Origin of the sequence: Stenotrophomonas sp. DR822 (assembly GCF_019793815.1) — a bacterium.
GTDB lineage: Bacteria > Pseudomonadota > Gammaproteobacteria > Xanthomonadales > Xanthomonadaceae > Stenotrophomonas > Stenotrophomonas indicatrix.
In genome coordinates this window covers 4,226,253-4,246,398 of record NZ_CP081826.1, presented here as the reverse complement: position 1 = coordinate 4,246,398, position 20,146 = coordinate 4,226,253, and the positions used below count along the sequence as shown (strand labels likewise).

The window sequence follows — 20,146 nt, the reverse complement described above, 5'->3', positions numbered from 1 at the left end:
CGGAAACGCGCCGCCATCCGCGTGTCGGTGCTGCGCACCGGTGCCCTGCGCTCCCCGGTGAATCAGGGGACGGCGCGGAAAGCCAGCCGACCAACAGTCGGCTCTACAGAACAGCGGCGCCTCTTCGCCGCTGGTAGAGCCAAGCCATGCTTGGCTGCTCTTGCCCGGCTCCGGCCTGAGCCGAGCGTGGTTCGGCTCTCCAGCGACCGCGCGCAGGGAGGCGTCGAGAGCCTGCGGGTAAGCCGGGCAGGACCGTCCGCGGCATGGATGCCGCGGCCGAGCTTACAGGGATGTACTTGCAGCGTGTCCTGCCTGGCCCCACCCGCAGGCTCACCCCGATACCCGCAAAGCGCCGCTCTACGCAGCCATCGCGAACCCAACAAAAAACCCGGCCGAAGCCGGGCTTTCTGCATGACATCACAACGAACCGGAATCAGTCGCCCTGCTGCTTCTGCAGGTGCTCCCAACGCTCCTGGGCGTCGATGGTGCGCTCGGCGGTCAAGCGCGCTTCAAGGCGCTCCAGGCCGATCTCTTCACCGGTGTCCACGCAGTACCCGTAATCGCCTGCTTCCAGGCGCTTGAGGGTGCTGTCGATCTTGCCGATCAGCTTGCGGTAACGGTCACGGGTGCGCAGCTCCAGCGAGTTCTCGGTTTCGCGGGTCGCGCGCTCGGCTTCATCGCCGATGTCACGCACTTCCTCACGCAGGTTCTCGATGGTCTGCTTGGACTCTTCCACCAGGTCGGCGCGCCAGTTCTGCAGGCGCTGACGGAAGTACTCCTGCTGCAGCGGGCTCATGTACTCCTCGTCCGAGGCCGGCTTGTAGCCTGCCGGCAGGATCGGGCGGCCAGTGGCCTCGTCGGTCTTGTATTCGACGACCTTGTACTTGCTGCGCGGCGCAGGTGCCGTCGAGCGGGCGGCAACGGCCACGGCGACCTTGCCCACGGGGCGGGTCACGGTCTTCGGAGCGGAATCGGATTTCACGGCGGTTTTGGCAGGCGATTTCGAAACGGGCACGGGATTCTTGGATTGCGGGGCGGTCGATGCTGCAGAAGCGGCGGCCGGGGCCGGCTTGGGGGCCGGTTTGGCTGCCGCCGCTGCCGCGGTCTTGGCCGGGACAGACTTGGCCGGGGCCGGCTTGGCAGCTGGCTTCGGTGCGGACTTCACTACAGGGGCCGGTGTCGGCTTGGCGGCCGGCGCGGCAACATTCTTGGCAGTCTTCTTGGCCGGTGCCGGCTTGGCAGCCGCCACCTTCTTTGCTGCCGGCTTGGCAGCGGGCGGGGCGGCAACCTTCTTCACCGCCGCCTTCGGCGCTGGCTTGGCTGCTGCCTTCTTCGGTGCCGGCTTGGCAGCGGCCTTCTTCACCGGCGCAGCCTTGCTGGCAACCTTCTTCACCGCCGGCGCCTTCTTGCTGGCAGCGGCAGGTTTGGCCTTGACCGGCGCAGCGGGTTTCTTCGCCGCTGCCGGCTTGCCGGATTTCACCGGCGTTTTCTTTGCGGTGGCCTTCCTGGCCGCCGGCTGTGAGGATGCTGCCTTGGTCGCCGGCTTGCTGGCCGGCTTCTTGGCAACGGGCTTGGCCGCCAACTTCTTCACAACAGGCTTGGCGGTTTTCTTGGCGGCCTTGACGGCCTTCTTTGCAGTTTTTTTAGCAGCCACGAAACGCTCTTCCTTGGATTCCCCGGGGCCCGGGAAAGCGGGCCTTTATAGCCTACCCGACCGGCAGCAGCAACCTCGGGGGCCCGCTCCATTCAGTCCAGGAGTCAACGGGGCCAAGGCGCGGTCCGACCAACACGGACCGCCTTGCGCGGTACGGAACCTGTCCGGCACCTGGAAGGGTGCCGCTAGCGGTCGCAGGCCATCTACGACATGCGACCAACGGCCCATCCTGCACAAATGCGGCCTTCATGCCAACTGGCTTAATATGACTACGTGATCTCGCGCCTGCTCATCGCCCTGCTGCGCTTCTACAAGCGCTTCATCAGCCCTCTGCTTGGGCCTCGCTGTCGTTTCGTGCCGAGCTGCTCTGAATACGCCATGGACGCCATCTCCCGGCACGGCCCGCTGCGCGGCAGCTGGCTGGCGGCGCGACGGCTGGGCCGCTGCCATCCGTTCCATCCCGGCGGCTTCGATCCAGTGCCCGACTCTCCCAACGCCCCCTCTTGCCGTTGCACAGGAAAACACTGACATGTCCTCCACGCTCATCACCAACGCCCGCCTGGTCAACGAAGGCCGCACCTTCGAAGGCGACCTGCGCATCGAGAACGACCGCATCGCGCAGATCGGCAAGGGTTTGACTCCGCGTGATGGCGAACAGGTGGTAGATGCGGCCGGGCGCTGGCTGCTGCCCGGGATGATCGACGACCAGGTGCATTTCCGCGAGCCGGGCCTGACCCACAAGGGTGACATCGCCAGCGAATCGGCCGCGGCCGTGGCCGGTGGCCTGACCAGCTTCATGGACATGCCCAACACCAACCCGCCGACCCTGGATTCGACCATCCTGGAAGCCAAGTACGAGCTGGCGCGCGGTCGTGCCTGGGCCAACTACGGTTTCTACCACGGTGCCAGCAACGACAACCTCGACGCCATCCGCGCGCTCGATCCGAAGAAGGCACCGGGCGTGAAGGTATTCATGGGCGCGTCCACCGGCAACATGCTGGTCGACAACCCCGAAACCCTGGACGCGATCTTCCGCGAGTGCCCCACCCCGATCATCACGCACTGCGAAGACACGCCGATGATCGATGCCAACCTGAAAGCGTTCCAGGAGAAGTACGGCGAAGCCCTCACCCCGGAGATGCACCCGGACATCCGTTCACGCGAAGCCTGCATCAAGTCGACGCGGCTGGCCATGTCGCTGGCGCGCAAGCATGGCACCCGCCTGCACGTGCTGCACATCTCCACCGCCGACGAACTGGCCCTGTTCGAGAAGGGCCCGCTGATCCGCGCTGACGGCAGCCGCAAGCAGATCACCGCCGAGACCTGCGTGCACTTCCTGCACTTCGCCCGCCCGGACTACGCCACCAAGGGCAACCTGATCAAGTGCAATCCGGCGATCAAGGACGTGGCCGATCGCGAGGCGATCACCGCCGCGTTGGCTGACGACGTGCTGGACGTGCTGGCCACCGACCACGCCCCGCATACCTGGGAAGAGAAGCAGAAGCCCTATGCGCAGGCGCCGTCCGGCCTGCCGCTGGTGCAGTACGCGCTGGTCGCCGCACTGGAACGCGTGCACGAAGGCAAGCTGACCCGCGAGCAGGTCGTGCAGAAATTCGCCCATGCTCCCGCCCAGCTGTTCGATGTGGAAGAGCGAGGCTTCCTGCGCGAAGGTTACTTTGCCGACCTGGTGCTGGTGGAAGACGTGCCGTTCACGGTCAAGCGCGAGGACGTGCTGTCCAAGTGCGGCTGGTCGCCGTTCGAGGGCACCACGTTCCGTTCGCGCGTGGCCTCGACCTGGGTCAACGGCCAGCTGGTCTGGGACGGCAGCACGCTGGTGGGCAAGCCCGCCGGCCAGCGCATGACCTACGACCGCTGATGCGTCCGGCACTCATGTTCGCGGCGCTGCTGCTGGCAGCGCCCCTGTTCTCCGCACCCGCGGCCCAGGCACAGGACGGCATCGGCGACCTGATCGACAGTCGCGTGGTGTTTCCGGCCAGCGCGTCGCAGGGCGCGCTGGTGATCGGCAAGGTTCCCGCCGGCAGCAGCGTGCGCTATGCAGGCCGCGACCTGCGCGTGAGCAGCTACGGCAGCGTGGTGTTCGGCATCGGTCGCGATGAGAAGGGCCCGCTGCAGGTGCAGATCCGCCGACCGGATGGCAGCAGCGAGACGGCCGCCATCGCCGTGACCGCGCGCGACTGGCCGACCGAGCGGGTGAACGGCGTACCGCCGAAGACGGTCAATCCGCCGCCGGCCATCGCCGAGCGCATCAAGCGCGAACAGGCGCAGGTCACCGCTGCGCGTGCGCGCGACGACAACCGCACCGATTTCACCCAGACCTTCATCTGGCCGGTGCAGGGCCGCATCAGCGGCCGCTTCGGCAACGCCCGCGTGTACAACGGCCAGCCCGGTGCCGGCCACTCCGGCATGGACATCGCAGTGCCGACCGGCACCCCGGTGAAGGCACCGGCGGCCGGTGTGGTGACGTTCGCTGGGCCGGACCTGTACCTGACCGGTGGCACGCTGCTGCTCGACCACGGCTTCGGCGTCAGTTCGAACTTCCTGCACCTGTCGCGCATCGACGTGAAGGTCGGTGATCGCGTCGAACAGGGCCAGGTGATCGCCGCCGTCGGCGCCACCGGCCGTGCCACCGGGCCGCACCTGCACTGGGGCATGAACTGGTTCGACACCCGCATCGATCCGCTGCTGGTGCTGGAACGGAAATAACGCACGCAGGCTCCCCGCCGGGCATGGCCCGGCGCTACCCGATCACCATGCACGGTAGCGCCGGGCCATGCCCGGCGAGCGCAGCGGCCGAATCACCATGCACGGTAGCGCCGGGTCGTGCCCGGCGAGCGCAGCGGCCGAGGGTTCAGCCGCGCGCGGCCCACCACACGCGCAGCAACGTGCGCACGGGCGTGGCTTCAATCGGTTTGCCGGCGGCCTGCGCCGCCAGACGTGCACGCGCCAGGCTCGACCACACCCGGCGTGCGCGTGGACCGGGCACGCGGGTGCCCCACCCTTTCAGCAACTGCTGCGCCCAACGCTGTGCCGCGTTGCCGGCATCTTCGTCCAGCAGGCTGCGCGGAACCCCGGCCACGCCAGCGTCCTGCAGGCGCTGCGCCAGTGTCTGCAGCAGCACGGCATGGCCAGCCCCCTTGCGCGGCTTGTCGGCAAACACCACGGCCTCGACCGCAGCCACCGCGTCAGCATAGTTGCCCAGTGCGCGTTCGGCACCGGCAGCGTCCAGCGCTACGGTGCGCGCCTCGACCAGATCCGGCAGCGCCTCGGCCAGCTGCACCCACGGTGCCCGCACCGGTTCCAGCACGCGTCCCAGCGGATGCCGCGAACGCTGCGCGGCCCAGCTGCGCAGTTCCTCTCCCCACCATGCCAGCTTGGCGTCCGCCGGCAGCGGATCGCCAGCGGTGTTGAGCATGTCGTCGAATTCCTGCAGCAGCGCGAACCATGCCAGCGCGACACGGCGCTGTGGTTCGGCCACGAACGGCTCGGCCACCGACCATTCCGGCCAACGGCTGCGCCACTTGTCGAGGAAACTGTCCAGCGCGGTACTGCTCACTACGTAATTCCTTACGGCTGGGCCGGGGCTGCCGGCCGGGTCGGCCAGAGACTGGCCAGTTGCAGAAGTTCGGCATTCTCGACCAGCACGTCCGCCTGCCAGGCCAAGGGGTCGTCGCTGTGCAGCCGGTAGCCCCACAGCGCCGCTACCGACGGCATGCCGGCGGCACGCGCGGCGATGATGTCGCGCTCATCGTCGCCGACATATACGCAGTCCTCCGCTGCGATGCCGATCAGCTGCGCGGCGTGCAGCAGCGGCAACGGATGCGGCTTGCGCTCGGCCAGGGTGTCACCGCCGACCAGCACGGCGCAGCGCTGCTGCCAGTCGTACTGCGGCACGATCAGCCGCGCCAGGTATTCGGGCTTGTTGGTGACGATCCCCCACACGGTGCCGGCTTCGTCCAGCGCACCGAGCATGCCGGCGACGCCTTCGAACAGCACGGCGTGCTGGCCGATTGCGGCTTCGTAGCGCTGCAGGAACTCGGGAATCAATGCATCCCGCTCGGCTGCTTCCAGCTCAGGAAACGCGGCCGACACCATCGCCCGTGAGCCCTTGGACACCACCGGCCGCAACTGCGCCGGATCGATCGGCGCGCGACCGCGCTCGGCCAGCATCGCATCAAGGGTGGCGACGAAATCCGGAGCGCTGTCCAGCAGCGTACCGTCCAGGTCGAACAGCACCGCACGCGGGAACACGGCAGCGGTCATGGCGCCTTGACCGCGTGGGCCAGGTAGTTGATGTCGGTGCGGCTGCTCAGGCGGGCGCGGTTGCGCCACGGCTCATAGGCCATGCCGCTGACATCGGCCAGCTGCAGGTCGGCCTCGCGCAGCCAGCGCGCCAGCTCGGCCGGCCTGATGAATTCCTGGTAGTGGTGGGTGCCCTTGGGCAGCAGCCGTGCCACGTACTCGGCACCGACGATGGCCACGGAGAATGCGGCTGCGGTGCGGTTGATGGTGGACAGGAACAGATGGCCACCCGGCTTCAGCAGGCGCTTGCAGGCCTCGATGATCGCGCCCGGATCGGGCACGTGCTCGAGCATTTCCATGCAGGTCACCACATCGAAGCTGCCCGGTTGTGCGGCAGCCAGGTCCTCGGCGGCCTGCACCCGGTAGTCGACGCTGACGCCGCTCTCCAGGGCATGCAGGCGCGCAACCTTGACCAGCTCCGGTGCGAGGTCGATGGCGGTCACTTCGGCACCGGCCTGGGCCAGCGCTTCACTCAGCAGCCCGCCACCGCAGCCGATGTCGAGCACGCGTGCGCCACGCAGCGGCGCGCGGTCGGCAACGTACTGCAGGCGCACCGGATTCAGTGCGTGCAGCGGCTTCTGCGGGCCATCGGCATCCCACCAGCGGTTGGCCAGCGCGGCGAACTTGTCCAGTTCGGCCTGATCGAAATTGGAAGAAGCGTGGGGGGCAGTCATGACGGTTGTCCTTGCGGCGCCTGCACTCAGGCGCGGATGTGACGGATGCGCTCGCGCCACTGGCGCGCGTTGGCGATGATGCCCGGCAGGTCCATGCCGACCAGCTCGCGCTGAACCAGCTTGGGCTTGCCGGCGATCCAGACGTCGCTGACCTGCTGCCGGCCGGTGGCGTACACCAGCTGCGACAGCACATTGTGCAGCGGCTGGGTCTCCAGCGCGGACAGATCAACGCATACCAGGTCGGCCTGCTTGCCGACCTCGATCGAGCCGATGCGCTCGCCGAAGCCCAGGGCGCGGGCGCCGCCCAGGGTGGAGGCGCGCAACGTGGTCGCCGCGTCCAGCGCGGTGGCATCATCGGCCACTGCCTTGGCCAGGATCGCCGCCGTGCGGTTCTCGCTGAACATGTCCAGGTCGTTGTTGCTGGCGCAGCCGTCGGTACCAATGGCCAGGTTCACGCCGGCGCGCTGCAGGGCGCAGGCCGGGCAGAAACCAGAGGCCAGCTTCAGGTTCGATTCCGGGCAATGCACCACGCTGACGCCGCGCTCGGCGCACAGGTGGATCTCGGCCTCGGTCAGCTGGGTCATGTGCACCGCGATCAGGCGGTCGTTGACCAGGCCGAGGCGATCCAGCCGCGCCAGCGGACGCTGGCCGTGCAGCTTGATCGAATCGGTGATTTCCTGCGCGGTTTCATGGGTATGCAGATGCACCTGCATGTCCAGCTGGTCGGACAGCATCCGCACCCGCTCGAAATTGGCATCGTTGACCGTGTACGGCGCATGCGGCGCGAACGCGGTGCCGATCAGCGGGTCGGTGCGCCACTGGTCATGCAGTTCACCGGCCTTGGCGAAGTACTCGTCGTCGGTCTTGGCCCAGGCGGTGGGGAAATCGATGATGACCGCGCCGACCAGCGCGCGGAAACCGTGCTTCTTGTAGACGGCGGCCTGCACGTCACCGAAGAAATAATTCTCGTTGGCGCAGGTGGTGCCGCCACGCAGCATCTCGGCGATGGCAAGGGTGGTGCCGTCGGCCACGAATTCGGGACCAATCACCGCCGCTTCCACCGGCCAGATGTGCTGCTGCAGCCAGGTCATCAGCGGCAGGTCGTCGGCAACGCCGCGCAGCAGGGTCATCGGGTTGTGCGTATGTGCGTTGACCAGGCCCGGCATCAGCGCCGCCTCTGGGCGGCTGACAACCTGGGTGGCGCGGAACCGCGCACGCGCTTCGGCCCGCGGCAGGATGGCCACGATCTCGCTGCCACGGATGGCCACGGCATGGTCTTCCAGCACCACCGCATGCGGCTCGATCGGAACGACATAACCGGCTTCGATGAGCAGGTCGCAGGCTTCGGGGAGGTGCGGGCTATCGCTCATGCGGGCTCACTGGCTGGGGGAAGGACCGTACGTAGCCTTGGCTCGGACCTGGCGACTGATCACCGGTCAAACGGCTACCGCTGGGCTTCTGGAAGGCAAGCCCCTGAGTCAGGGGCGGCCGCGAAGCGGCGGGGTGTGGATGCTGGTGAGTGGGGGCCCACGATCCGCCATGGCGGATCGTGGGAGCGCCAGCGCGAATGCGCCGGCGCCTACCCGGATTACTTGACGCGCGAGGAGTACTCGCCCGAACGGGTGTCGACCTTGATGATTTCATCCTGGTTGACGAACAGCGGCACGCGCACCACGGCGCCGGTTTCCAGGGTGGCCGGCTTGCCGCCGCCGCCGGAGGTGTCACCGCGGACGCCCGGATCGGTCTCGGTGATCTTCAGTTCAACGAAATTCGGCGGCTGCACGAAGATCGGCGCACCATTGAACAGGGTCACGATGCAGGACTCCTCGCCCTTCAGCCACTTCTCGGCGCCGCCCATGCCGGCCTTGTCGGCCTGCACCTGCTCGAAGGTCTCCGGGTCCATGAAATGCCAGTACTCGCCGTCGCTGTACATGTAGTCCATGTTGGTATCGACCACATCGGCCACTTCCACGTCGTCGGTCGCCTTCATGGTCATTTCGACCGTGCGGCCCGACTTGATGAAGCGATAGCGCACGCGGGTGAAGGCCTGGCCCTTGCCCGGCTTGATGAACTCGGTCTCGGAGATGACGGCCGGTTCATTGTTGACCAGGATCTTCATCCCGTTCTTGACATCGTTCATGCCCGCAGTGGCCATGCTCAAGCTCCTCAAATGGCGAAACCGCCGCGCGTGCGGCGAGCCGGATAGAATGGAAAGCCCACCGGAACCCCGGCGGGCAACTGTTTATGTGTCCATGATAACCGCAGGCCCCCTCTCCATGCAGCTTTCCGCCTTCCCCCGGACCCAGTCGCCAGGCGCGCCCGCGCGCTGGCAACAGCTCTGGCGCCAGGCCCTGCGCGACCCGCAGGCGCTGCTGGCCCGGCTGGATCTGGATGCCGCGGCACTGGGCGTATCGGAGGCGGCCATCGCCCAGTTCGCGCTGCGCGTGCCGGAGGGTTTCGTCGCCCGCATGCGCCGTGGCGATGCCCACGATCCGCTGCTGCGGCAGGTATTGCCGATCGACGCGGAGATGCGCCCGGCGCCCGGGTTCAGCTTTGACGCGGTGGGCGACGGCGCGGCCAAGAAGGCTACCGGGGTCATCCAGAAATACCGTGGCCGGGCCCTGCTGGTGGCCACCGGCAGCTGTGCGATCAACTGCCGCTACTGCTTCCGCCGGCATTTCGACTATGGCGCCGAGAACGCCGCCAAGGGGGGCTGGCAGGAGGCCGTGGAGGCCATCGCCGCAGACCCGGACATCGATGAGGTGATCCTGTCCGGCGGCGACCCGCTGTCGCTGGCCACGCACAAGCTGGCCGAGCTGACCGATGCGCTGCGCCAGATCCCGCACATCCGCCGGTTGCGCATCCACACGCGCCTGCCGATCGTACTGCCCGAGCGCGTGGACGAGGAACTGCTGGCCTGGCTGGGCAGCCTGCCGTGGCCACTGGCGATCGTGGTCCACGCCAACCACGCCAACGAATTCGACGCCAGCGTCGATACCGCGATGGCCCGCCTGCGTGGCATCGGCGCCCAGCTGCTGAACCAGGCGGTGCTGCTGCGCGGGGTCAACGACAGCGTGCAGGCACTGCAGGACCTGAGCGAACGCAGCTTCGCCGCCGGCGTGCTGCCGTATTACCTGCACCAGTTGGACCGCGTCGAGGGCGTGGCCCACTTCGAAGTGGACGACTTCCAGGCCAAGGCCCTGATTGCCGGCCTCACTGCCCGGCTGTCCGGCTACCTGGTCCCCAAGCTGGTCCGCGAACTTCCCGGCGACCCGAGCAAGCGCCCGCTGTAGCGCCTCACGCGCCCGATTCGATCATCCGCACCACTTCGGTGGCGGTGACCGGGTGGCTCAGCCGGTAGCCCTGGCCCAGGTCGCAGCCACGCTGGGCCAGCAGCTCGAACTGTGCCTCCTGTTCGATACCCTCGGCCACCACCGTGATGCCCAGTGCGTGGGCCATGGCGATGATCGCCGTGGTCAGGGCCAGGTCGTCCGGGTCGCGCTGCATGTCGGCGACGAAACTCTTGTCGATCTTGACCCCGTCCACCGGCACCTGCCGCAGGTGGCTCAGACCGGAGAAACCGGTACCGAAGTCATCCAGCCACACCTTCACCCCGGCCCGGTGCAGGCGGTCCAGCAGCTGCGCGGCCAGCATCTCATCGCCAATCACCGCCGTCTCGGTCAGCTCCAGGTGCAGGCGCGAGGCCGGCAGGCCCGACTCCTGCAGGCACTGCGCAACCAACGCCGGCAACTCACCGCCGCGCAGCTGCCGCGGCGACACATTGACCGAGACGAACAACTCGTCACCGGCCACGCCCCGCGGCCACTGCACCGCCTCCATGCAGGCGGCACGCAGCACCTTCGGGCCGATGACCTCGATCAGGCCACTCTGCTCGGCCACCTCGATGAACACCGATGGCGGAATCGTGCCCAGCGTCGGGTGCTGCCAGCGCAGCAGCACTTCCACGCCGACCATGCGGCGGTCACGCATGCGGAAGATCGGCTGGTAGGCCAGCCGCAGCTCGCCCCGCTCCCAGGCACCGCGCAGTTCCTGCTCCATGTGCACGCGGCGCTCGACCGCGTGATCCATGGCCCGGCTGTAATAGCGATAGCAGTTCTTGCCGGCCATCTTTGCCTGGTACATCGCGATGTCGCCGTTCTTCAGCAGCGTCGTCGCGTCCGCGGCATCGTCGGGGAACAGGGTCACGCCGATCGAGGTACCCAGGAACAGCTCCCTGCCCTGCACCACCAGCGGCTTGCTCAGCTCGCGCACCAGCACTTCGGCCAGCAACCGCGCATTGGCAGCAACATCACCATCACCGATCAGGATCACGAATTCGTCGCCGCCGAACCGCGCCAGCACGGCGTCGTCGCCGCCGGCCTCGGTCACTGCGCGGCCGATGCGCTGGGCGAACTGCAGCAACGCCTCGTCGCCGGCCTCATGGCCCAGCGTGTCATTGACCCGCTTGAAATCATCGATATCGGCAAACAGCAGACCCAACCGGTGATTGGACGCACGTGCGGCCATCAATCGATGGTCCAGCGCCTCGCGGAACGCCAGGCGGTTGGTGAGCCCGGTCAGCGCGTCGGTATAGGCCATGCGCCGCACTTCGCGGTCGTGGCGGGCGATCGCATCACGCATGCGGGCAAAGCCGCGCACCAGTTCCCCGACCTCGTCATCGCGGGTGTTTTCGCGCAGCGGCGCCTGGTAGTCGCCCGCTTCGATGCGCCGGGCGGCTGCGGCCAGCTCGCGGATCGGCGCCACCAGCGTGCGCTGTACGTAGAGGATCACCACCACGCCAATCACCACCAGCAGGCCAAGCATCAGCAGCAGCCAGCCCAGATGCCGGCTTCCCATCTGCTGCAGCCGCTCACCGAGGGTCGCGTTGGCCGCCTGCTCACGCTGCAGGACTTCATCCAGTGCCATGCCGACGCGGACACCGCCGATGCGCTGATTACCCATCCTGATCGGCATCGCGTTGTCGAGCACCGTGGGCGACTGCTGCACCACCAGTGATTGTGCGGCAACCGCCCCGGACGCCAGCGGATCGGTCATCGGCCGCCCGGATCCGGGAACCGTGGCCGAGCCGTCGTGGACCAACCGCCCGCGGTCGTCGAACACCAGTACGTAGCGCACCACCGGCTGCCGCGAAATGCTGCGCACCAGCGCCCCGACCTGGTCCAGGTCGTTGTTGTGGAGCGGAGCGGCAAGCGCATCGGACAGCTCGCGCACCATGGCCTCGCCACGGCTGCGCACGCTGCGGTCGAACAGTTCGTGGATGACGCCGTTGCTGAGCGACCTCACCTCGCCCTGCATCGCAGCCTGCCGCCCCAGCAGCACGGCCAGGATTGCCACCACCACCAGCATCGCCCCGCCCATCGCAAGCAGGAACCGGGCCTGCATCCCCGAGCCGAGCAACTTCATTCCACTTCCATCCGCACGCGCGTCGACCCTTGTTTCAAATCATCCCGCCACGGCTGCGCATGCGCATCGACGCGGCGGAAACCGGAAGCCCCCAACAACCCCTGCAACGCACGCTGCACCCGCCGAAGACAGGCGACACGCGGCAACCCGGCGGACACCCGGCCTGATACCCCCGGCGCCGGTCCGGCACCCGGCCGGTCCACACTGCCAAGCGCATGATCCTGCGTCATCGCGAGTTGCCCCTCATCGCTGCCCAACGCCCCTTCTGTGAACCGGGCGCAGCATGCGCCGTCCCGGCCAGCAGGGCCAAGGCCAGGCGCAGCAGTTCCCCCTGCATTGCCCTACGCAGACCCGACACAAGCATCATCCCCCGGGGTATCCGGACAGACTACCCGAAAAAATGAGAACGTCGTCAGCTGTCCTTGCCGTTCTTCTGCGCCAAGCGCGCCATGCGCTGGGTATCGGCCAGGATGCCGCGCAGCAGGCGCACTTCCTGCTCGCTGGGCTCGCTACGCAGGAACAGGCGACGCAGTTTGCGCATCGCCGACTCCGGCGCGCGTCCCTTGTGGAAATCGATCTCGTCCAGGGTGTCGCCCAACTGCGCGAAGAAGCTCTCCAGCTGATCATGGCTGGCGGTCTGTTCGCGGCTGTCCGGCTCAGTGGCGGCCACCGGCTGCGCGCCAAGCAGCTGCATGCGCACTTCATAGGCCAGCACCTGCACTGCGGCGGCCAGGTTGAGCGAGCTGAACTCCGGGTCGGACGGAATATGCACGGCGGCATGGCACAGCTGCAGCTCCTCGTTGGTCAGGCCGGTGCGCTCACGGCCGAACACCAGCGCCACCTCGGCGCCCTCGCTGGCCTTGGCCACTGCGCGGGTTGCGGCATCTGCCGGCAGGAACTCCTCCAGCTGGACCCGGCGCGCACGCGCGGTGCACCCCAGCACGAACCGGCAGTCGGCCACGGCTTCGGCCAGGGTGGCCACCACCGGCGCGTCGCCGAGCACGTCCTCGGCGCCGGCCGAGCGCCGGAAGGCCTCTTCATCAAGCGGCTTCTCCGGCGCCACCAGGACCAGGCGGGCCAGGCCCATGGTCTTCAGGGCACGGGCGGCGGCCCCCATGTTGCCGGGGTGTTGGGTACCGACCAGGACGAATCGGAGGCGGGTGGCAGCGGGAAACTGGGACATGAACAGGGAAAGGGTCGAGCTGGACGAAGACCAATGGTAAACTGTGCGGCCGGCCACTGCGCCGGACCTGCTCTTTTCCCCCGCCAGCCCTTCTCTTCTGCCCTTCCGGGAGCCCATGCCATGCAGAAACCCGCCGTCACCGTCATGGTCAAGGCCGCCCGCCTCGCCGGCAACGTCCTCTTGCGCAACATCAACAAGCTCGAGGCACTGAATGTAGTCCAGAAGGGCCGCATGGACTACGCCAGCGAAGTCGATGCGGACGCGGAAAAGGTGATCGTCAAGGAACTCAAGCGCGCCTACCCCGAGTACGGCATCTTCGGTGAAGAAGGTGGCGTGCAGAGCGAGCGTCGCCACATGTGGGTCATCGACCCGCTGGACGGCACCAGCAACTACCTGCGCGGCGTGCCGCACTACTGCGTGTCGATCGCCCTGGTCGAGAACGGCGAGCCGACCGACGCGGTGATCTTTGACCCGCTGCGCAATGAACTGTTCACCGCCAGCCGTGGTGCCGGCGCCGTGCTCAACGACCGCCGCATCCGCGTGGCCGACCGCAAGGATCTGGAAGGCACCATGATCCACACCGGTTTCGCCCCGCGCGAGCGTGCCCGCGCCAGCGCGCAACTGAAGTCGCTGGACGCCCTGCTGGTGCACGCCGAGGACATCCGCCGCTCGGGTTCGGCCGCGCTGGATCTGGCCTACGTGGCCTGTGGCCGTGCCGATGCCTACTTCGAAGCCGGCGTGAAGGCCTGGGATATCGCGGCCGGCGTGCTGCTGGTGCGCGAAGCCGGCGGCAAGGTTTGCGACTTCAAGGGCGCGACCCCGGCCCGCATGGACAACCGTGGCCCGGACACCCAGCAGATCGTGGCCGGCAACCTGAAGGTGGCCGAGTCGCTGCAGAAGGTGCTGGTCAACACCGGTTACGCTGCCGAGTTCGACGCGAAGTTCTGATTTCGGGCGTAAAAGCGGTTCATGGAGACGGCACCTGCGAAGGTGCCGTTTTCGTTTTTGCGCCCACGCGTCGGTAGCGCCGGGCCATGCCCGGCGGATCATTTCCGCGACCGCGGAGGGGCGTCACTTTCTTTGCTCGTGCAAAGAAAGTAACCAAAAGAAACGCGCCGCCGGCCGCGAGCCGTCGCTACGCGCCGGTGCCCTGCGCTTCTCGGCTCGCTCAAGGCGGGCCGGAAGATCAAGATCAACGGCAAGAGCATCCACGCATGGCGTGGATCTACTGGGTGCAGCTGTGGCATTTGACCTTGAGTCCGCCTTGAGCGAGCCGAGCACCGCAGGTCCGGCGAGGGCGAAGAGGTGCGGGTGTCTGAGCGCAGCGAGTTCCCGCACCGTCCCTCGGCGGACCGAGGAGCGCAGGGCACCGGCGTGCGCAGCACGTCGGCTCGCGGCCGGCGGCGTGTTTCTTTGGTTACTTTCTTTGCACGAGCAAAGAAAGTGACGCCCCGCCGCGGTCGCGGAAACGATCCGCCGGGCATGGCCCGGCGCTACCGACGCGTGAGCGCGCAAACAAAAACGCCCGGCGCGAGGCCAGGCGTTCCTGCACTGCTCTACACGCGGAGGCTTACGCCACCGTCGACGCCCGCAGCGCGGCGATGCGCTCTTCCAGCGGCGGGTGGCTCATGAACAGCTTCTTCGCCGTCGAACCGGCAATACCGAACGCGGCGATCTGCGTCGGCAGGGTGCTCTGGCCGTGGTTGAGCTGCAGCCGCTCCAGCGCCGAGATCATCTTCTGACGGCCGGCCAGCGATGCACCGCCGGCGTCGGCACGGAATTCGCGGTGGCGCGAGAACCACATCGAGATCATCGTGGCGAACAGGCCGAACACCATCTCCAGCACGAACACGATGATGTAGTAGGCAAAGCCGCGGCCGCCGCCTTCGCGGTTGCCCGACAGCGCGCTGTCGATCACCCCGCCGACCACGCGGGCCAACACGATCACGAAGGTGTTCAGCACGCCCTGCAGCAGTGCCATGGTGATCATGTCACCGTTGGCGACGTGGGCGATCTCGTGGCCGAGCACGGCTTCGGCTTCGTCCTCGCTCATGTTGTGCAGCAGGCCGGTGGACACCGCCACCAGCGCGTTGTTGCGGTTGGCACCGGTGGCGAAGGCGTTGATCTCCGGGCCGTCATACACCGCCACTTCCGGCATGCCGATACCGGCTGCCTTGGCCTGGCGCTCGACGGTGGCCAGCAGCCAGCGCTCGGTCTGGTTGCGCGGCTCGGTGATCACCACCGCACCGGTGGAGCGCTTGGCCATCCACTTGGACAGCAGCAGCGAGATGAGCGAACCACCAAAACCGAAGATGGCAGCCATGACCAGCAGGCCGCTCATCCGGCTGGGGTCGACCCCTATCAGCGACATCACGATGCTGGCGAGGATCAGCACGGCAAAGTTCGTGGCCAGGAACAGCGCAATACGGGTGAACATGGGAATTTCCGGCTTGGAAGGGGTTGATATCCGTCAATCTGCGGTGCAGTCAGCTTGAATTCAAGCGCCAACCTGACCGACGATTCAGCCTGCATGACCTCCTCCCTTCCCTGCGGCCGCTTCGCGCCCTCGCCCACCGGCCTGCTGCATCCCGGCTCGCTGCTTGCCGCCTTCGGCAGCTGGCTGCTTGCGCGCCACCATGGCGGCCTGTGGCGGTTGCGCATCGAAGACGTTGATCCACCCCGCACGGTGGCCGGCGCCGCACAGGCGCAACTGCAGGCGCTGGCCGCGTTCGGCTTGCTTCATGACGGGCCGGTGATCTGGCAGAGCGCGCGTGGCGACGCCTACCAGACGGCGCTGGACCGCCTGTTGGCCGATGGCCACGCGTTCGTCTGCCACTGCAGTCGGAGCGACCTGGCGGCCAATGGAGGCATCCACCATCGCTGCGTCGCGCGGCAGGCACGAGCGGACCCGGCCGTCCGCTTCCGCGTGCCGCCCGGCACCATCGTGCGCTTCGAGGATGGCCTGCGCGGCCCGCAGCAACAGGATGTCCATGCCGAGGTCGGTGACTTCGTACTGCGCCGCGCCGACGGCTGCTGGGCCTACCAGTTGGCGGTGGTCGTCGACGATGCCGCGCAGGGCGTGAACGAAGTCGTGCGCGGCGCCGACCTGCTCGATTCCACCGCCCGGCAGATCCTGCTGCAGCAGGCGCTGGACCTGCCGACGCCGCGCTACTGGCACCTGCCGCTGCTGCTGGATGCGCCGGGCCACAAACTGTCCAAGTCACTGGCCGCGCTGCCGGTGGATGCCGGCGCGCCGGTACCGGTGCTGCGCCGGTTATGGGTACTGCTGGGCCAGCCGGGCACCGCACTGGACGGCATCGACGACCGCGACGCGCTGTTGGCCGCCGCGCAGCGCAGCTTCAACCCCGGCCTGCTGCCGCGCGCGGACATTCTGCTGCCGGCCGGCGCACTTTCCGCGCCGATGTTGCAGAATCCCCCTTCCCCCACCTGACATCCGGACAGCTTTCCATGACATCTCGCGTCGCACTGGTCACCGGCGGAACCGGCGGCATCGGTACCGCCATCTGCCAACGCCTGGCCGACCAGGGCCACCGGGTCGCCACCAACTACCGCGATGAGACCAAGGCCCGCGCTTGGCAGCAGGCGATGACCGAACGCGGCTACCACGTGGCGATCTTCCCGGGCGATGTCTCCGACTCTGCCAGCGCCGAAGGCCTGGTCCGCGCGGTCGAGGCCGAGCTGGGTCCGGTCGAGATCCTGGTCAACAACGCCGGCATCACCCGCGACACCACCTTCCACCGCATGCGCGCGGAGCAGTGGCATGATGTGATCAACACCAACCTCAATTCGGTGTTCAACGTCACCCGCCCGGTCATCGAGGGCATGCGCCGGCGCGGCTGGGGCCGGGTCATCCAGATCAGCTCGATCAACGGCCTGAAGGGCCAGTACGGGCAGGCCAACTACGCCGCCGCCAAGGCCGGCATGCATGGCTTCACCATCTCGCTGGCGCGCGAGAATGCAGGCTTCGGCATCACCGTGAACACGATCTCACCCGGTTACGTGGCCACCGACATGGTGATGGCGGTGCCCGAGGACGTGCGCGCCAAGATCATCGCCGACATCCCCACCGGGCGCCTGGGCAAGCCGGAAGAAATCGCCTATGGCGTGTCCTTCCTGGTGGCCGAAGAGGCCTCGTGGATCACCGGCAGCAACCTGGACATCAACGGCGGTCACCATATGGGGTGGTAAGCGGCCCCAGGGCTTCAAAGCCCGTGCTGCACCCTGCCGTTGGTCATGCTGCGCAGCACGCAAAGCCTTGCTGCGCAACATTCCGGCGACGGAAAGCCAAGCCTGGCGGGGGCTGGGGCGGTTGCAACCGCTGCTGCACTGCGCCATGCTGCGCGTCTACTGTGACGAGTACCGCTTCATGGCTGCGACCCGCATCATCAAGAAGTATCCGAACCGCCGTCTGTACGACACCGAGATCTCCAGCTACATCACCATCGAGGACGTGCGCCAGCTGATCCTCGACGGCGAAGACTTCGAAGTCCGCGACGCCAAGAGCGGCGACGACCTGACCCGATCGGTCCTGCTGCAGATCATCGCCGACCAGGAGCAGGACGGTGAACCGATGCTCTCCACCCAGCTGCTGAGCCAGCTGATCCGCTTCTACGGCGATTCCCTGCAGGGCTTCATGGGCAACTACCTGGAGCGCAGCATGCAGGTCTTCCTCGACCAGCAGCAACAGTTCCGCCAGCAGATGGGCAACCTGCTGGGGCAGACGCCGTGGGCGATGATGAACCAGCTGACCGAGCGCAACCTGGAGTTGTGGCAGGAATTCCAGCGCAACATGGGCAGCGGTTTCGGTGGCCCGCGTCCGGGTGGCACCGGAACGGGCACCGGCGCCGGTACGGCCGGCAAGCCGAACGATCCGACCGGCGGCACCGGCACCGGCGGCAAGACCCGCCGCTGAGGCCCCTGCCCCCGCGGATACGATAACGGCGCGCCATGGGCGCGCCGTTCTGTTTCGAACGCCTCCACGCGGGGCGTGGTCCTACTTCCTGCAGCCCTTGCAGACCCGCTCGACCTTGTACCCCTTGGCCCGCAGCTTCTCGACCACACCGTCGTTGCCCAGCAGGTGCAGCCCGCCCACCACCACCAGCGTGCCGCCCTGCCCGGCCTGCAGGTACGGCAGCAGCTTGGGCACCCACGCATCGTTGCGGTTGGTATTGATGCGCTGGTACAGCTGCGGATACTTCTGGCGCATCTCCACGCCCATCCGGCTCCACAGCAGGCGATCGTCGCCGCGGCGCCAGGCCTCATGCAGCATCTGCGCCTGGGCGTCACCCTTGCCCGCTTCATCCAGCGCCTCGGACAGCATCTGCCGCTGCTCCTGCACGCTCATGCCATCAAGCAGGTTGATCTGGCTGGACATGTCTTCCAGGCCTGCGGTCTTCTTGCCGGCCTTCTGCGCCCGCTGCATGAAGTGCCGGTCCAGCCCCAGCTCCGGGTCCAGGCCCAGCTTCTGCATCTGCCCGACGGTGATGGTCAGGCCGACGAACCAGGCTTTCATGCCCTGCAACTGCGCCAATGGCAATTTGTTCTGCGTCGCATAGGCCTGCAGCTTCTGCCAGGTCGGCGCATCCAGGTCACGCTTGAGTTCGCTGCCGTCCTTGCGGGTAGCCACCTGCACCATCTGGCTGGCCATCTGCGGCGACTGCAGTTCCTCAGGGGTCACTTCGAACAGCACACGCTGCGAGGCTTCGAATGCCTGCTCGACCTCGGTCGACAGTGGATAGTCCTGCGGCTTCAACAGGTGGAAGGAACCCAGCAGGTACAGGCGTGCATCTCCCTGCCCGGTGACCTTCCACAGCAGCGGCACCGGCGGCTTGCCGGCCGTGGCTTCGGCCGGCGCATCGCGCGCGACGGCCAACGGACCGATGGCGCAGGCAGCGAGAAAAACGACACTGCGCAACAACAGTTTCATCAACATGTTCAACCCTCTCCTTCAGGCAGGTGATACGTCTTCTCACCCGCTTCCACGCGCAGGTCCAGGCGGTTTTCCGGCGGCGCCAACGGACAGGTCGCATAGGCGGTGAACGCGCACGGTGGGTTGTGGGCGTGGTTGAAGTCGATCGTCACGTGGCCGTCGGCCGTGGGCGCATCGGTATCCAGATAGCGGCCGGCAGGGTAGCTGCCGTGGCCACTGGTACGGTCGGCAAAGATCAGGAACAGCGGCTGCCCCGGTTCGCCGATCGCTTCCAGCCGCCAGCTGCGGCCGTCGCGATCGAATTCCACGGCACCGGCGTTGGGCATCTCGGTGGTCAGGCCGGTGATGTCCACGATCGGCAGGGTCTTGCCTGGCGGATGCGCGATGAAGCGCGCCTGCACCTGCCATTGCGGGCCACCGGGCCAGTACTGCAGGCCGGCGAAATCGCGGCGCGCCGGTGCATCGGCATGCTTGACCCGCAGTGCATCACGCGGGCCGCGACGGATCAGGCTGAGCTGGCCCTTGCCACCATCGAAGGCCAGCAGGGTCGGCTGCGGATCCTTGTCGGTATCCATGCGCACACGCCCGCGCACGGGCTGTCCATCAAGGGTGACATCCGTGCCGGACTCCGGCGTGAACCACCACTGGTCGCCGTCACGGCGCAGCAGGCCCAGCTTGGCCGGCCCCACCGCCAGGCGGATGCCGCTGGTGTCGCCACTGCCGACGAAGTGCGATCGGTTCTGCAACCAGTGCAGCCCCACCAGCGCGGTCCAGCCGTCGGGCCGGGTCAGGTCCTGGTAGCGCAGCACCCGCCATTGCTGTTGCTGCGCGGCGAAGGCCGGATCCTCAACGGCGGCCGGTGCCGGCGTGGGTGCCGGGCTGCAGGCCACCAACAACAGGGCCGCCAGCAGGCTGCCCATTCGGCAAAATCGCATCGGTGC

19 protein-coding genes and 1 pseudogene are annotated in these 20,146 nt (G+C 67.5%); 8 read left to right on the top strand and 12 right to left on the bottom strand.

The genetic code is table 11. The annotated features are described in order from the left end of the window. Positions 1–433: 433 nt before the first annotated feature. Positions 434–1,654 carry an RNA polymerase-binding protein DksA gene (gene dksA, locus K5K93_RS19230; RefSeq protein ID WP_177177073.1) on the bottom strand — a complete coding sequence of 407 codons (1,221 nt, stop codon included), beginning with the start codon at positions 1,652–1,654 and terminating at the stop codon, positions 434–436. A 273-nt stretch (positions 1,655–1,927) separates the two neighbouring features. Between dksA and yidD the strand changes: the two genes are divergently transcribed. The 3 genes from yidD to K5K93_RS19215 are packed head-to-tail and all read left to right on the top strand — an operon-like array spanning position 1,928 to position 4,378. Next, positions 1,928–2,182 (top strand): membrane protein insertion efficiency factor YidD, encoded by a 255-nt coding sequence (gene yidD / locus K5K93_RS19225; protein ID WP_080148401.1) that lies wholly within the window; start codon positions 1,928–1,930, stop codon positions 2,180–2,182. Position 2,183: 1 nt separating this feature from the next. Beyond that, entirely contained in the window at positions 2,184–3,530 is a 1,347-nt protein-coding gene (locus K5K93_RS19220; RefSeq protein WP_093820491.1) for a dihydroorotase, read from the top strand. Continuing rightward, the gene (locus K5K93_RS19215; protein WP_199776052.1) at positions 3,530–4,378 is read left to right on the top strand and encodes a M23 family metallopeptidase; all 849 of its coding nucleotides are present in this window, start codon (positions 3,530–3,532) and stop codon (positions 4,376–4,378) included. The genes K5K93_RS19220 and K5K93_RS19215 overlap by 1 nt, the downstream gene beginning before the upstream one ends. Positions 4,379–4,523: 145 nt before the next feature. Here the strand turns inward: K5K93_RS19215 and K5K93_RS19210 are convergent, their stop codons facing one another. The 5 genes from K5K93_RS19210 to efp form a co-directional block, all read right to left on the bottom strand. Further along, the gene (locus K5K93_RS19210; RefSeq protein WP_222388736.1) at positions 4,524–5,228 is read right to left on the bottom strand and encodes a squalene/phytoene synthase family protein; all 705 of its coding nucleotides are present in this window, start codon (positions 5,226–5,228) and stop codon (positions 4,524–4,526) included. Between the two features lie 11 nt (positions 5,229–5,239). Continuing rightward, positions 5,240–5,935: a phosphoglycolate phosphatase gene (locus K5K93_RS19205; protein WP_222388733.1), complete on the bottom strand. Its 696-nt coding sequence runs from the start codon at positions 5,933–5,935 to the stop codon at positions 5,240–5,242. Then, the gene (gene ubiG, locus K5K93_RS19200; protein WP_222388730.1) at positions 5,932–6,648 is read right to left on the bottom strand and encodes a bifunctional 2-polyprenyl-6-hydroxyphenol methylase/3-demethylubiquinol 3-O-methyltransferase UbiG; all 717 of its coding nucleotides are present in this window, start codon (positions 6,646–6,648) and stop codon (positions 5,932–5,934) included. Before ubiG ends, K5K93_RS19205 begins: the two co-directional genes overlap by 4 nt. Positions 6,649–6,674: 26 nt before the next feature. Next, the gene (locus K5K93_RS19195; protein WP_025876398.1) at positions 6,675–8,018 is read right to left on the bottom strand and encodes a TRZ/ATZ family hydrolase; all 1,344 of its coding nucleotides are present in this window, start codon (positions 8,016–8,018) and stop codon (positions 6,675–6,677) included. Positions 8,019–8,236: 218 nt separating this feature from the next. Continuing rightward, positions 8,237–8,803, bottom strand: coding sequence for an elongation factor P (efp, locus tag K5K93_RS19190; protein ID WP_222388728.1), 567 nt, complete (start codon positions 8,801–8,803; stop codon positions 8,237–8,239). Positions 8,804–8,900: 97 nt separating this feature from the next. On the opposite strand from efp, the gene epmB reads away from it, so the two are divergent. Further along, a complete protein-coding gene (epmB, locus tag K5K93_RS19185) occupies positions 8,901–9,941 on the top strand; it encodes an EF-P beta-lysylation protein EpmB (RefSeq protein WP_222388726.1) in 1,041 nt (346 codons plus the stop codon). A 4-nt stretch (positions 9,942–9,945) separates the two neighbouring features. Here the strand turns inward: epmB and K5K93_RS19180 are convergent, their stop codons facing one another. From K5K93_RS19180 to K5K93_RS19175, 3 genes and pseudogenes are all read right to left on the bottom strand, one after another. Continuing rightward, positions 9,946–12,072: an EAL domain-containing protein gene (locus K5K93_RS19180; RefSeq protein ID WP_222388724.1), complete on the bottom strand. Its 2,127-nt coding sequence runs from the start codon at positions 12,070–12,072 to the stop codon at positions 9,946–9,948. Continuing rightward, positions 12,069–12,164 (bottom strand): annotated as a pseudogene (locus K5K93_RS20345) (metal-binding protein); the annotation flags it as partial. The pseudogene K5K93_RS20345 and the gene K5K93_RS19180, both read right to left, overlap by 4 nt. Before the next feature lie 320 nt (positions 12,165–12,484). After that, the gene (locus K5K93_RS19175; RefSeq protein ID WP_140227428.1) at positions 12,485–13,255 is read right to left on the bottom strand and encodes an RNA methyltransferase; all 771 of its coding nucleotides are present in this window, start codon (positions 13,253–13,255) and stop codon (positions 12,485–12,487) included. 120 nt (positions 13,256–13,375) lie between these two features. Here K5K93_RS19175 and K5K93_RS19170 point away from each other — a divergent pair, with 120 nt between their 5' ends. Next, complete coding sequence (locus K5K93_RS19170) at positions 13,376–14,203, top strand: inositol monophosphatase family protein (RefSeq protein WP_025876387.1); 828 nt, start codon at positions 13,376–13,378, stop codon at positions 14,201–14,203. Positions 14,204–14,825: 622 nt separating this feature from the next. Here K5K93_RS19170 and htpX read toward each other — a convergent pair. Beyond that, entirely contained in the window at positions 14,826–15,692 is an 867-nt protein-coding gene (gene htpX / locus K5K93_RS19165; RefSeq protein ID WP_099784842.1) for a protease HtpX, read from the bottom strand. 93 nt (positions 15,693–15,785) lie between these two features. On the opposite strand from htpX, the gene gluQRS reads away from it, so the two are divergent. The 3 genes from gluQRS to phaR all read left to right on the top strand — a co-directional run bounded on the left by gluQRS (position 15,786) and on the right by phaR (position 18,188). Further along, positions 15,786–16,706, top strand: coding sequence for a tRNA glutamyl-Q(34) synthetase GluQRS (gene gluQRS / locus K5K93_RS19160; protein WP_222388722.1), 921 nt, complete (start codon positions 15,786–15,788; stop codon positions 16,704–16,706). Between the two features lie 17 nt (positions 16,707–16,723). Next, positions 16,724–17,464: an acetoacetyl-CoA reductase gene (gene phbB / locus K5K93_RS19155; protein ID WP_093820513.1), complete on the top strand. Its 741-nt coding sequence runs from the start codon at positions 16,724–16,726 to the stop codon at positions 17,462–17,464. Between the two features lie 178 nt (positions 17,465–17,642). Further along, positions 17,643–18,188 carry a polyhydroxyalkanoate synthesis repressor PhaR gene (gene phaR / locus K5K93_RS19150; RefSeq protein WP_025876379.1) on the top strand — a complete coding sequence of 182 codons (546 nt, stop codon included), beginning with the start codon at positions 17,643–17,645 and terminating at the stop codon, positions 18,186–18,188. Positions 18,189–18,269: 81 nt separating this feature from the next. Here the strand turns inward: phaR and K5K93_RS19145 are convergent, their stop codons facing one another. Beyond that, on the bottom strand, positions 18,270–19,208 hold the full coding sequence (locus tag K5K93_RS19145) for a TraB/GumN family protein (protein ID WP_222388719.1): 939 nt from the start codon (positions 19,206–19,208) through the stop codon (positions 18,270–18,272). A gap of 2 nt (positions 19,209–19,210) precedes the next feature. Then, the gene (locus K5K93_RS19140) at positions 19,211–20,140 is read right to left on the bottom strand and encodes a DUF1684 domain-containing protein (protein WP_080148394.1); all 930 of its coding nucleotides are present in this window, start codon (positions 20,138–20,140) and stop codon (positions 19,211–19,213) included. Positions 20,141–20,146 lie beyond the last annotated feature (6 nt).

What these genes read in the sequence shown, in the direction of transcription:
- K5K93_RS19215 (WP_199776052.1), top strand. Translation starts at nt 3,530, where the DNA reads ATGCGTCCGGCACTCATGTTCGCGGCGCTGCTGCTGGCAGCGCCCCTG.
- K5K93_RS19180 (WP_222388724.1), bottom strand. Translation starts at nt 12,072, where the DNA reads ATGAAGTTGCTCGGCTCGGGGATGCAGGCCCGGTTCCTGCTTGCGATG.
- K5K93_RS19175 (WP_140227428.1), bottom strand. Translation starts at nt 13,255, where the DNA reads ATGTCCCAGTTTCCCGCTGCCACCCGCCTCCGATTCGTCCTGGTCGGT.
- efp (WP_222388728.1), bottom strand. Translation starts at nt 8,803, where the DNA reads ATGGCCACTGCGGGCATGAACGATGTCAAGAACGGGATGAAGATCCTG.
- K5K93_RS19220 (WP_093820491.1), top strand. Translation starts at nt 2,184, where the DNA reads ATGTCCTCCACGCTCATCACCAACGCCCGCCTGGTCAACGAAGGCCGC.
- K5K93_RS19170 (WP_025876387.1), top strand. Translation starts at nt 13,376, where the DNA reads ATGCAGAAACCCGCCGTCACCGTCATGGTCAAGGCCGCCCGCCTCGCC.
- gluQRS (WP_222388722.1), top strand. Translation starts at nt 15,786, where the DNA reads ATGACCTCCTCCCTTCCCTGCGGCCGCTTCGCGCCCTCGCCCACCGGC.
- epmB (WP_222388726.1), top strand. Translation starts at nt 8,901, where the DNA reads ATGATAACCGCAGGCCCCCTCTCCATGCAGCTTTCCGCCTTCCCCCGG.
- K5K93_RS19140 (WP_080148394.1), bottom strand. Translation starts at nt 20,140, where the DNA reads ATGCGATTTTGCCGAATGGGCAGCCTGCTGGCGGCCCTGTTGTTGGTG.
- htpX (WP_099784842.1), bottom strand. Translation starts at nt 15,692, where the DNA reads ATGTTCACCCGTATTGCGCTGTTCCTGGCCACGAACTTTGCCGTGCTG.
- K5K93_RS19145 (WP_222388719.1), bottom strand. Translation starts at nt 19,208, where the DNA reads ATGTTGATGAAACTGTTGTTGCGCAGTGTCGTTTTTCTCGCTGCCTGC.
- phaR (WP_025876379.1), top strand. Translation starts at nt 17,643, where the DNA reads ATGGCTGCGACCCGCATCATCAAGAAGTATCCGAACCGCCGTCTGTAC.
- K5K93_RS19195 (WP_025876398.1), bottom strand. Translation starts at nt 8,018, where the DNA reads ATGAGCGATAGCCCGCACCTCCCCGAAGCCTGCGACCTGCTCATCGAA.
- K5K93_RS19205 (WP_222388733.1), bottom strand. Translation starts at nt 5,935, where the DNA reads ATGACCGCTGCCGTGTTCCCGCGTGCGGTGCTGTTCGACCTGGACGGT.
- phbB (WP_093820513.1), top strand. Translation starts at nt 16,724, where the DNA reads ATGACATCTCGCGTCGCACTGGTCACCGGCGGAACCGGCGGCATCGGT.
- ubiG (WP_222388730.1), bottom strand. Translation starts at nt 6,648, where the DNA reads ATGACTGCCCCCCACGCTTCTTCCAATTTCGATCAGGCCGAACTGGAC.